The organism is Anabaena sp. CCY 9402-a (assembly GCF_963920945.1).
GTDB classification, from domain to species: Bacteria; Cyanobacteriota; Cyanobacteriia; order Cyanobacteriales; family Nostocaceae; genus Trichormus; species Trichormus minutissimus.
Genome location: NZ_CAWUDL010000117.1, coordinates 1 through 11,623, shown reverse-complemented (window position 1 = coordinate 11,623; position 11,623 = coordinate 1). Strand labels below are relative to the sequence as shown.

Below are 11,623 nucleotides of genomic sequence, written 5' to 3'. Positions count from 1 at the left end.
TATCTTGTATTCAATTGTATAATCATTTGTGTAATTAATTTTGTTTAATTACTTAATCGCGCCCGTTGGTCGCTCACATCTTGCACCAACAGTATTTACCCGTACAGATCAAACAAACTAGTGCCAAATTATAACAACAGGTAAATACAACCAAGTCAGTAAATTCAAGTTCTAAATCCAACTTAAATACTGTAATTAATACAGAGGGGGATAGATAATAGAATGCAGAGACTTTTTGACCTCAGATCATAGAGATGATTGCATCTGAGTCTCAAAACATGAGAGAAAAGGCGTGAAATATCGAAATTAAAGCAAGAAAAATGCTTGCCCACGCCCAAGAATTAGTTTACAGCCTAAAGGAATTGATGCCGACGCAGTACCAAAAAGATAACCTAGAGACTATGTTGGCGTTATTTTTGGAGGTTTATTTGGTCATAGGAAAATGGCGTATTCCCTGGAACTTTCGTGTTTGGCGAGGTAAGGGAACGCCTTCCCCAGCGCAGTTGGGGCTATCCCTAGTCAAACGTTTACCTCTATCTTTAACTCAACATTTCCAGACAATTATTTTAGCGGATACAGCTTTTGGCAGTGTTGAATTCTTGGAGGGTATACGTCAGCTTAAATATCATGCCGTTACAGGTGTAGCTATTATTGTTAAAGGTAAATCGTCGGCAATTGAGATGCACAAGATGTCGGAAAGTCTTCAGTGAGTCACTCTCCTTTATAAAAACTAGAAGAACCTATACAAAAAGACTAGCGGTGAAAGTAATTAAGGAAGTATTAGAAACGAATGTAGAGAGTGCAGCCATCAGAAATAGAATGACAGCATCGGAGGTAGAAACCTTATTAAAAGAACAAGAAGCTGATTTACTCAAAGAAAACCCTCTTCAGCTAAAAAAGTTAGGTATAGATGAAATAACCCAGCTAAAAGGAGGAAAAAACTATGCGGCTGTATTAGTAGATTTAGAAACAAGAAAACCAATAACGTTGTTGGAGAAAAGAAATAAAGCCGTCATAGCAGAATACTTATCAAGCCTGGGTTCAGAGGTATTAAATCAAATAGAAGAAGTCAGTATAGACTTATGGATACCCTATAAAAGTTTAATCCAAGAAATGCTGCCAAATGCTCAAGTAGTGAGTCAGCGCTGCGGGAGGGTTTCCCTCCGCAGGCGACTGCGAACGCCGATAGATTCCATGTAATGAAACAAATAAATCAGGAGTTAGATGAAAGAAGAAAGCAGGAAAAACGGGCAGCAGTCAAAATTAAAAATCGGCAAGAGAGAGAGGAGAAATTAGCAGGGTTAACTCACAGTAAATACCCTTTATTAAAGAAAAAAGAAAGCCTCAATGATGAGGAAAAAGCCAAGATAAATTCACTGCAAAAACTCGCTCCAGAATTAGGAGAAATGTATCGAAATAAAGAAGCAATTAGAGATATATTTGAAAGTCACATAACCAGTGATGAAGCCTTATATAAATTTCTGGAATGGACTCAAACTGCTTATAAATTTTTCCCAAACAGTTGTCGAACCATTAGTAGATGGATAGATGAAATTCTCGCTTATTTTGATCACCGAACTACTCAAGGTATTGTTGAGGGGATTAATCAGAAAATTAAGCTCGTTAAAAGAAGGGCTTATGGCTTAACTAACTTTAATAATTTTAGAAGAAGGATTTTACTCAATTGGTATTTCTGTTGTTAATTTAACATATCTAGTCTGGGAGAGCCAAAATTATTTTTGATTTTTGATTTTTAATTGTCGCAAAGTGACCGTCACATTCTATTCACATTTCCTGCCCAACATAAAAGGGCAATTAAACAAACAGTTGGCTCTCTAAAGAATCATGGTGAAGCATATCAAGACTAAAACTTGTGCTGCAAGTATGAAAAAGTTTGCGAACTTTGCCGCAAGTATTCTGTTACTGCCAGTTTTTGCCGCTTGTACGCCCAACGATACTGCTCAAGTACCACCTACTCCTATTGCTACTGCACCGCCTGTTGCTGATGTCACGCCTGAGCCTGTAACCCCTGGCGCAACTGTGAATGAAAACATTCCAGATGTTGTCAAAGCTAATCCTTCATTGAAAACACTGTCCAGTCTGATTGATCAAGCAAATTTAAGAGATAAATTAGATGATGCTGGCCCTTACACCTTATTTGCACCTTCAGACCAGGCCTTTGCCGCAGTTCCAGAGGAGACAAGAGCGCGACTATTAAAACCAGAAAACCGTGAACTTCTCACACAGGTTTTAACTTATCACGTTGTTCCAGGCAATCTTACTGCTAATCAACTTCGGTCACAAGAGGTGAAAAGCCTTGCTAATAACCCACTAAATATTCAAGTCGATCAAGACCAAGTAAGAGTGAATGATGCTCGTGTCACACAGCCTGATATTAAAGCTAGCAATGGTGTCATCCATATAATTGACCAAGTGCTTCTACCGCCAATGACTCAATAGACATCTCTGATAAAAAATGTAGAGACGTAGCAATGCTACGTCTCTACATTTTTTGGATAACGCATATTTCATTTCTGGAGATGTTTAAGAGAAAACTGACAAATACAGGGAAATACGATGAAAGGATTAAAAGGTAAAAATGCTTTGATTACAGGTGCAAGTTCGGGTATCGGACAAGCGATCGCCATTCGTCTTGCTCAAGAAGGCTGTAATATTGCCATTAATTACCGCAAAAGTCCCGAAGATGCGGAAAATACTGAAGAAATGGCAATGCAAAAAGCCTGTGGAGATGTCGAAAATTGTGGTGTTAAGTCTGTACTGATACAGGGTGATGTCTCTGAAGAATCAGACATCGTGGAAATGGTTAATACTGTGGTTGATAAGTTGGGCAGTCTTGATATTCTAGTCAACAATGCCGGAATCCAGACTGAATGTCCATCCCACGAAGTCAAGACCGCAGACTTTGATCGGGTAATAGCGGTCAATTTACGGGGTGCTTACCTATGCACCCGTGAAACAATCAAACACTTCCTCTCCCGAAATCTGCCGGGAAACATCATTAATATTTCCAGCGTTCACGAAATTATTCCCCGCCCGATGTATGTCAGCTACTCCATTAGCAAAGGCGGGATGGAAAACATGACCAAAACTCTGGCGTTGGAGTATGCAAACCGAGGTATTCGAGTAAATGCGATCGCACCAGGCGCAACCATCACTCCCATAAATGAAGATTGGGTTAACGACCCAGAAAAGAAAGCTGTTGTAGAAAGTCACATCCCAATGGGTCGGGCGGGAACTTCACAAGAAATGGCCGCAGCCGTAGCTTTTTTAGCTTCTGATGAAGCCGCATACATTACTGGACAAACATTATGTATTGATGGTGGATTGACACTGTACGCAGACTTCCGAGAAGTTTGGTCAGCTTGAGACGTATTAAACATCGACCGAATTTAATTATGCGTTGCCCGAAATCCTTAGTAGGCACAATCCCCTACGGCTACATGAATTGTGCCTACGTCATTCTGGGAAATTTACACAATTTCATCATGTAATTTTTGAATTGTTAATTTAGTATTTTGAATCGATAGTTTTGCGTAATCATACTAGAATTAGTCTATTAAGTAGTGCTTTTTTACCCCAAATAGATACATAATAGAACCAAGTATGAGCAAAAAGATACAACTCATATTTAAGGATGTTGAATGACTCAACGTATTACCAGTGCTGTAAATTCATTAGTAACAAAAATATCGCGCCGAAATGCACTTTTGTTGCTTGGGGGTAGCGGGTTAGGTACGACTTTTGTGATAGGAACACAAAAGGAAGTGCTTGCTAAAGATAAAAAAGATGTGCAATTAGTTAACCCACCAACATTATATAATGCCCCCCAAAATGGCTATAGTCATGTAGCTATTACGCCACCCAAGACGAGAACCGTCTATATTTCTGGTCAATTTGGTTCGGATTTGCAAGGAAATCTTGTGTCTAATGACTTTGAAGAGCAGTTAGTTAAGGCTTTTGAGAACCTTCGCTTCGCCTTAGCATCCGTTGGTGCAAGACCAAATGATGTCCTAAAAACTACTGTTCTCATAGTAGATCACACTCAAGATAAATTGATCCCGTTAGGACGTGAAATTGGGAATTTGTGGGGTAATAATCCACCAGCAAACACTCTTATTCCCGTACCTAGGCTTGCACTTGACGGTATGTTGTTTGAGATTGATGCTTATGCTGTGATTCCAGAACAAGGTAATGGAAGACTTATTCCTTATTAAACCTGTGTGAGTCGGTAGAGATTTTGCACTGCAACGTCTCTACAGGCATTATTATTTTGGCAAATTATCTTATCCGAACCGTATTGGGTGCTGTTAGCGGTAGCGCGGCGTTTAGCCGGTTGTGTTAGCGGTAGCGGGGCGTTGAGCAGCGTGCTGAGTAAAGTATAAAGCACGGGCTGACGCGCCACTCTGCTAACAGCATTTTTAACAGGACTTACGCAAAAACTCTCTCAAACCCTTATTTCTCCGTGTTCTCTGCGTCTCTGTGGTATGCGCTACGCGAACGTTATTCCGTAATTTGTGCGTAAGTCCTATTTAACTCAGCACTTTTCCTTATCTTTAGCTAAAACAGACGGAAAAACCTAGATCATCCACCATCTGCATGAGAATATTACTGATGGAAGAGAGGAAATAGGTTAAGTTTTCATACCATAAGTAATGAGGCTAGTAATTTTATTGACGTTGATTGGCAAAAATTTGTATGCGAATCTTACTGGTAGAAGACGACTCAGAACAATTAGAACCATTGCAGGGTGTACTGTCGGAAGCTGGATACATTGTAGATGGAGTTGAAGATGGAGAAACTGCACAGTGGCTATTGTCGAAAAAAGAGTACGATTTGTTGATTTTGGACTGGATGTTGCCCACAATTAGCGGGTTAAGTCTTTGTTATCAGTATCGACTTCTAGGCAAAACTACACCTGTGCTGATGCTCACAGCCAAGGATACCACGCCAGACAAAGTTACAGCCTTAGATGCGGGAGCAGATGATTATATTGTCAAACCGGCTGATTTAGTGGAACTCTTGGCGCGGGTACGCGCCTTAGGGAGGCGTTCTCCCCACTGGGTAGGAGATATTCTTAGTGTTGCAGATTTACAACTGCACCTAAATTACTTGACTGTTGAACGCAATCAGAAAAGTGTGGAATTATCACCGCGCGAAGCTCAATTGCTAGAATACTTAATACGTCACCGTAATCAAATATTAACCCGTGAACAGATTGAAGAAGGTTTGTGGCAATGGGGTTCAGAGCCAGAAAGTAACGCATTAACTGTACTAGTACGCAAGTTACGTCATCGCTTGCAGTTAGTTGGTGCGGCTGATTGGATTAAAACAATCTATGGTATGGGTTACAGTCTCAAAACACCAGAGAATTAATTCGTCACAATGCTCCGCCCAGCTATGCCGCAGGCTTTACGCAATTCGTAATTAATTATAATGGGCTTATATTGGGCTAATTTTTTACCCGATAGCTGACTAATATCCTGACATTTTCACGAGAAAGCCCCAGTTCTTGAACTATCATAGCTTTTACATTGCTTAATTCTGTAACTGGAAATTCAAATTCTAACTTTTTCAGTATAGAGTTAGTAATATTAACCTCAACTTTTGTAAGGCCCCGTTCTTTTTCAATTTCAGCCAAAATTCCTAGCACTTGAAAAGTAGAACGAAGTTGCATTTGTGTATTAGGTTGCAGACTGGCTATTTCTCCAGACAGTCCTAACTCTTCAGCAATCATAGCTTTTACTTTACTTAATTCTGTGACTGGAATCTTGAATGTTAATTTTTTAAGTACAGAGTTTGCTACCATAAATTTAAATTCGGTGAAACTCTGCTCTTTTTCAATTTTAATTTCGGTTAGTAACACATTAGCTGCTAGTCGTATTCTTAATGTTTGTGTATCAGCTTGGAGCTTATCTAGTGTATGGTAAGAACGACTTAATAGTATGTTTGTTAATGATTCACCACCAAGTCCAAAAGCTATTAGAATCAGTGGTAGAGGTAGCAAATATTCAATCTTTAAAGAATGTAATTTTTCTAACAAGTAAGGCAAAAACATATATATTAATCCGCTTTGATTTTTATTAGACAACTAATACCGCACAAAATGGTCAATCTAAAATCCCCAAGCCCCGCACCCTTGTAGTCGGGGTCAATCCAAAATTGCAAATCCGTCTTGAAAAGTTTCCTACGGTGGGAAACCCGCCTACAGAACTTTCCGCAAAATCCAAAATTGATTGACTTTCATGTAGCGTTACTAGTCTCATGTTTTACCGTAGTCGTAGCAATCTAGCCTTGTGGTTTACCCTAACGATGGGTAGTATTCTGGTAGTTTTTTCAGGGTTACTTTACTACCAAACGGTATTAAACAATCTAGAGAATCTCGATCGCTTACTTTACAAAAAATCCAGGGTTATGGCGGTAAACGTGAAGTACGATCTGGGTAATCAACAGCTCGACCTAGAAAACGTGCCGCTTTTAGGAAATAAAGTACCACCATTGGGTACTGAACTCGTATATGCCCGTTGGTATGATACTAGAGGACAACTAGTGCAATTTTTCGGTACTATTCCAGAGCCACAGGTTACAGCAACGCCAGGATTTAAGACTCTCAAGACTAGGTTTTACTCGTCAAAAGAAATACTCCCTGTGATTTGGCTTCGTCAATTAACGCTTCCCGTATACCAGGATAGTTTGTTCATCGGTTATCTCCAAGTGGCAACGCCGCTAGCACCAACGCAAGATGACCTGGCTCAGTTACGGCTGGTTTTGCTGTTGATAGTACCAGCAACTTTAGGGGTAATCGGTTTAGCTGGGTGGTGTTTGGGAGGTCTAGCAATGCGGCCAATTCGAGACAGTTATGACCAGCTACAACGTTTCACCTCTGATGCTTCCCATGAATTGCGATCGCCTCTTTCGGCAATTACGAGCAATGCTCAATATGGCTTATTGTCTAAATCTAACAATATTGAGGCGCAACGTCAGATATTCGGGAAGATTGTTGATGTCACCAAGTCAATGAATAATCTGGTGAACAATCTGCTATTTCTGGCGCGTCATGCTGGTCAATTATCTCCTGAATATTTACAAGACGTTGACTTAAAGACTGAGCTTCTACAGATAGCAGATGAATATGCAACACAAGAGGCTGCACAACATCTCAATCTAACTTACACTTTACCAACTACCAGTGTGACTGTACTGGGTGATGCTGACTTGCTGCGTCAAGCAGTAGTGAATTTGCTCGATAATGCCTGCAAATACACTCCTGCTGGTGGTCATGTTCACTTGCGGCTTTTTATCCAGTCATATTGGGCTGTGATTGAAGTCATGGACGATGGTATTGGTATCCCCAAAGCTGATTTGCCGCATATCTTCGAGCGGTTTTATCGGGTGGATAAAAAGCGCACGCGTAAAACCGGTGGATATGGTTTAGGGTTATCTATTGTTCAACAAATTGTTTCTGCACATACTGGTCATATTAGTGTCAAAAGTGTAGTTGATCAGGGGTCTACTTTTCAGATTTTTTTACCCCTTAAGTAGTCAAAGGTGATAGGTGACAGGTGAACAAATCTAAAATTATCAACTATCAAAAGTTTGAAGTTAATTATTAAATATTTTATACCCAAAGAATGACACATTCACAATGTAGAGAAATAGACTAATTTTCAAGTTCAAATTTATAAGTTTTAAATATGTTTTTTAGAAAAAATAATAGCGGACATTGAATATTTGTCACTTTCTAATCACATTTGTTGTCAAAAATTAAAAATAACAGGATAAAAAGGAAGGAATATTTATGAATACAACTTTTTTCCAGGGTAATTTTACTCTGCTAACTCTGGCTACTGTGACTATTATTGGTAATATCTTGCCAGCTAGTGCTGAAAATACAAACTCCACTTCTGCTAATACTCTGACAAATCAGCCAGCATCAGTAAATGAAACACCTGCGAATGCTCACACTTCTGCATCTGACTTGATGATAGATTCAACACAACCTTCCTCAATCAGTCAATCTGAGCCTGAGAAGGTAGCACAAACTTTTGAGCCTGGTAGAGCCACACGTTCGGGTTCTAGCTATATTGGTGTGGCTGGTAATATTGGCTTGAGTGGCGATACACGGGTAGGCGAAAGTTCATTTGCTGTAATTAGTAAAATCGGACTGACACGAAATTTATCTGCACGTCCTGCGGCTTTAGTTGGGGATAACACAGTTGTTCTTGTGCCAATTACTGTAGATTTTCCCACAGAAAATTTGGAATTTACTCAACTGAATGTAGCACCTTATATTGGCGGTGGCATTGCAGTTTCTACAGGTAGAGATAGCACTTTAGGGGCATTAATTTCTGGTGGTGTAGATGTACCTGTAACTCCACAAATAACAGCAACAGGTGGGGTGAATGTGAGTTTTATTGATCGAACTGATGTCGGAATTTTATTAGGTGTTGGCTACAATTTCTAAGTATTTTCAAGTCACAATTATCAGAAACAACTACTGTGGTTCCTCTCCGAGATAACAACCCGACAACAATTAACCCGTATGTTACCTACGGGTTAATTATCACAAATATTCTGGTTTTCCTTTATCAACTAAACCTGACACCGCAACAATTACAAAGGTTTTTTTACACGGCTGCACTAGTACCATGCCAACTTTCAAATGCTTGTCCTAGTAACTTGGAGACTCAGGCAATACCAGAATGGATGACCTTGATCACATCTCAATTCTTGCATGGTGGTTTTTTACACCTAGCAGGAAATATGCTGTTTCTGTGGGTTTTCGGTAACAATATTGAAGACCGCTTAGGTCATGTAAAATATTTAATTTTTTATCTAACCTGTGGGGTTTTAGCAGCATTATCTCAATGGTTTTTTTCACAAAATTCGACGATTCCTTCTTTGGGTGCTAGTGGTGCTATAGCTGGAGTTTTAGGTGCATATATTCTTCGTTTCCCAAGAGCGCAAGTTCTGACTTTAATTCCCTTGGGATTTATCTGGACTACTATCAGAATTCCCGCCTTTTTCTTTTTGGGGTTTTGGTTTATCCAACAAGCTTTTTATAGTATCGCCAGTTTACAGGCTCGCTCTAATATTGGCATGGAAGGTGGGGGAATCGCTTATTGGGCGCACGCAGGAGGCTTTGTCTTTGGGGTAATTCTTGCTCCTCTATTTGGCTTGTTTAAGCGTCGCTAGAAAATTTAAATCAAAATATTGTTATGGCCTAGTATTTACTGATGAGAATTTGTATCTTAGCCTCAATCACAAATATTTAATGAACTTCTATCTAAAGACAGTAATAAAAAAGAGATAAATAATTAAAAATTAAAACTTACTATTCGGAAAATAGAAATAATAGCAACCTAGGTGAAAAATCCAGCTTAAAAAATAGCAATCATCAAATAGAGTGAAAATTTGCTGAAGGAGAAAAGAATATGCCACGACCTATACACAGTTCAGTCATTGTCATTACAGGTGCATCAAGCGGCATCGGACGGGCTACAGCGTTGGAGTTCGCTAAACAACGGGCAACATTACTCTTAGCTGCAAGGCGTGAAGGTGCTTTACGGGAAGTTGCTCAAGAGTGCGAACAGCTAGGTGCAAGAGCTGTGGCAGTGCGAACAGATGTTACATTTGAATCAGATGTGCAAGCACTAGCACGCCGCGCCATTGAATCCTTTGGGCGGTTGGATGTGTGGGTGAATAATGCCGCCGTCAGTTTATTTGCGCGGTTTGAAAATGCACCGATGGAAGCCTTTCGGCGAGTAATTGAGACTAATTTATTTGGTTACATTCACGGTGCGCGTGCTGCCCTACCCTACTTTAGAGAACAAGGTAACGGTAACTTGATTAATGTTTCTTCAGTTGTCGGCGTAACTGGTCAACCATACACAATACCCTACACCATCAGCAAGTATGCAATTCGCGGACTCTCCGATTCCCTACGGATGGAATTGTATCTAGATCATGCACCAGATATTCATGTCTGCACCGTATTACCTGGTTCTATTGATACACCCATATTCCAACACGCAGCTAATTACACAGGTCGCCAAACCAAAGCCATGACACCTGTATATTCTGCCAGAGAAGTTGCTGAAGCGATCGCCGGATTAGTCGAAAGACCACAAAGAGAAATCGTCGTTGGTCAAGCCGTCTACTTAGCACTTTTACAGAAAACCTTAGCCCCCGATGTCTTTGAGCGCATGATGGCAACGCAAGTAGATAAAGACCACTTTCAAGATTACAAACCAGCCCCCCAGACCCATGGCAACGTATTCGAGGCGATGGAAGACTATACAGGCATCAGTGGTAATTGGTTAGTTCAAGATGGCATGACTAATCAACATATCTGGGATATGGCAAAGGACGCAGCCCAAAAAATTGGCTTACCAATTTCTTAAGACCAAGTGAGGAGTAGTTGTAGTGGACTGTTTCATAAATCGGCGTTGCTGAATCGAGGGATGGTAATAACTTGATCAAATTGCTCCCTCTACCTACCCTGCTTACCTCAATTCATCCCACTGTTATGCAACGCCAACAACAGAATAACTGCAAGTGCTACTTTTTGCCTATCTTTTAGAGACAGGACTTACGCAAAAAGTCTCTCAAACCCTTATTTCTCTGTGTTCTCTGCGTCTCTGTGGTATGCGCTACGCGCACGCTACGCGAACGTTATTCCGTAAATTGTGCGTAAGTCCTAAGCGAAAGCGATCGAGGTACTAGGTTCTGAATCAAATCATCGCCCAGATTTGGTAGAAGTGCCACTCAAACTTATTCTCCAAAGCTTATCTGAACCATTCGATTTTAACAAGCAAGTTCGTAGTAAGGACTTTAGTCCTGAATGAAATCCTTCTCAGGATTAATGAAAACCATATTAAGCTAATGCACATTTAACTTACATACTGATTAATTGCAGAAACGATGAAAACAAATTACCTGATTGTAGGTAGTGGGTTGTCAGCACTGGTTTTTGGATCTTTGATGGCAAAATCTGGTAAAAAAGTGCAGATATTAGAAGCCCATGAGCATCCAGGAGGTTTTGGTCATACGTTTACAATGGCAAAAAAATACAAATTTAATGCTCAACTGCATTACGTTTGGGACTGCGGTGAAGGACAGACTGTAAATCGAGTTCTCAAGAAATTAGAAATAGAGAAACAAGTAACATTCGAGCGATATGAGCCTGATGGTTTTGATCACATGAGAATGCCTGGTTACTCACTGAATATTCCCTCAGAATCCCAGGAATTAATCAGGCGGCTATCTCATCTTTTTCCCCAAAATTCCCCGCAGATTCGTAAATTTATCCTCGAAGTTAACAAGATTAGTCAGGGATTAAAGATATTATCTCCACCAATAATTCCTAGTGAATTATTCAAACATCTATCGGAAGTATCATCTACCATAATGTATTTGAATAGTACACTTCAGGATGTTTTCAATAAATTCAAATTACCTCAAGAAGCACAAACACTTTTAGCATTGCAATGGCCGGACTTTTTGCTACCTCCTGATCAACTTTCTTTTTATGCCTGGGTAATTTTATTTATGGCTCTCCCAGACTAGATATGTTAAATTAACAACAGAAATACCAATTGAGTAA

The 11,623-nt window shown here is 40.0% G+C and carries 12 protein-coding genes and 2 pseudogenes; 12 read left to right on the top strand and 2 right to left on the bottom strand.

The annotated features are described in order from the left end of the window. Positions 1 to 320 precede the first annotated feature (320 nt). The 6 genes and pseudogenes from ACM0OR_RS26455 to ACM0OR_RS26430 all read left to right on the top strand — a co-directional run. Positions 321 to 644: pseudogene (locus ACM0OR_RS26455) on the top strand (hypothetical protein); the annotation flags it as partial. 115 nt (positions 645 to 759) lie between these two features. Continuing rightward, entirely contained in the window at positions 760 to 1,200 is a 441-nt protein-coding gene (locus ACM0OR_RS26450) for an ISL3 family transposase (RefSeq protein WP_414579407.1), read from the top strand. Further along, positions 1,200 to 1,703, top strand: a complete 504-nt coding sequence (locus tag ACM0OR_RS26445) for an ISL3 family transposase (protein WP_414579406.1) — start codon at positions 1,200 to 1,202, stop codon at positions 1,701 to 1,703. Before ACM0OR_RS26450 ends, ACM0OR_RS26445 begins: the two co-directional genes overlap by 1 nt. Positions 1,704 to 1,884: 181 nt before the next feature. Further along, complete coding sequence (locus tag ACM0OR_RS26440) at positions 1,885 to 2,460, top strand: fasciclin domain-containing protein (protein ID WP_414579405.1); 576 nt, start codon at positions 1,885 to 1,887, stop codon at positions 2,458 to 2,460. 117 nt (positions 2,461 to 2,577) lie between these two features. Then, on the top strand, positions 2,578 to 3,387 hold the full coding sequence (locus ACM0OR_RS26435) for a glucose 1-dehydrogenase (RefSeq protein ID WP_414579404.1): 810 nt from the start codon (positions 2,578 to 2,580) through the stop codon (positions 3,385 to 3,387). 275 nt (positions 3,388 to 3,662) lie between these two features. Then, positions 3,663 to 4,235 (top strand): RidA family protein, encoded by a 573-nt coding sequence (locus tag ACM0OR_RS26430; protein WP_414579403.1) that lies wholly within the window; start codon positions 3,663 to 3,665, stop codon positions 4,233 to 4,235. On the opposite strand, the gene ACM0OR_RS26425 is transcribed toward ACM0OR_RS26430, so the two are convergent. Beyond that, the gene (locus tag ACM0OR_RS26425; protein ID WP_414579402.1) at positions 4,232 to 4,423 is read right to left on the bottom strand and encodes a hypothetical protein; all 192 of its coding nucleotides are present in this window, start codon (positions 4,421 to 4,423) and stop codon (positions 4,232 to 4,234) included. The genes ACM0OR_RS26430 and ACM0OR_RS26425 overlap by 4 nt on opposite strands. A 293-nt stretch (positions 4,424 to 4,716) precedes the next feature. Here ACM0OR_RS26425 and ACM0OR_RS26420 point away from each other — a divergent pair, with 293 nt between their 5' ends. Next, the gene (locus tag ACM0OR_RS26420) at positions 4,717 to 5,394 is read left to right on the top strand and encodes a response regulator transcription factor (protein WP_414579401.1); all 678 of its coding nucleotides are present in this window, start codon (positions 4,717 to 4,719) and stop codon (positions 5,392 to 5,394) included. Positions 5,395 to 5,470: 76 nt separating this feature from the next. Here ACM0OR_RS26420 and ACM0OR_RS26415 read toward each other — a convergent pair whose 3' ends face one another. After that, positions 5,471 to 6,109 carry a hypothetical protein gene (locus ACM0OR_RS26415; protein WP_414579400.1) on the bottom strand — a complete coding sequence of 213 codons (639 nt, stop codon included), beginning with the start codon at positions 6,107 to 6,109 and terminating at the stop codon, positions 5,471 to 5,473. A 173-nt stretch (positions 6,110 to 6,282) separates the two neighbouring features. On the opposite strand from ACM0OR_RS26415, the gene ACM0OR_RS26410 reads away from it, so the two are divergent. From ACM0OR_RS26410 to ACM0OR_RS26390, 5 genes and pseudogenes are all read left to right on the top strand, one after another. Then, the gene (locus ACM0OR_RS26410) at positions 6,283 to 7,560 is read left to right on the top strand and encodes a sensor histidine kinase (protein ID WP_414579399.1); all 1,278 of its coding nucleotides are present in this window, start codon (positions 6,283 to 6,285) and stop codon (positions 7,558 to 7,560) included. 256 nt (positions 7,561 to 7,816) lie between these two features. Then, positions 7,817 to 8,482 carry a hypothetical protein gene (locus ACM0OR_RS26405; RefSeq protein WP_414579398.1) on the top strand — a complete coding sequence of 222 codons (666 nt, stop codon included), beginning with the start codon at positions 7,817 to 7,819 and terminating at the stop codon, positions 8,480 to 8,482. A gap of 35 nt (positions 8,483 to 8,517) precedes the next feature. Next, positions 8,518 to 9,213: a rhomboid family intramembrane serine protease gene (locus tag ACM0OR_RS26400; protein ID WP_414579397.1), complete on the top strand. Its 696-nt coding sequence runs from the start codon at positions 8,518 to 8,520 to the stop codon at positions 9,211 to 9,213. Positions 9,214 to 9,452: 239 nt separating this feature from the next. Further along, positions 9,453 to 10,421: an SDR family oxidoreductase gene (locus tag ACM0OR_RS26395; protein ID WP_414579396.1), complete on the top strand. Its 969-nt coding sequence runs from the start codon at positions 9,453 to 9,455 to the stop codon at positions 10,419 to 10,421. A gap of 520 nt (positions 10,422 to 10,941) precedes the next feature. Next, positions 10,942 to 11,568, top strand: a pseudogene (locus ACM0OR_RS26390) (phytoene desaturase family protein); the annotation flags it as partial. Positions 11,569 to 11,623 lie beyond the last annotated feature (55 nt).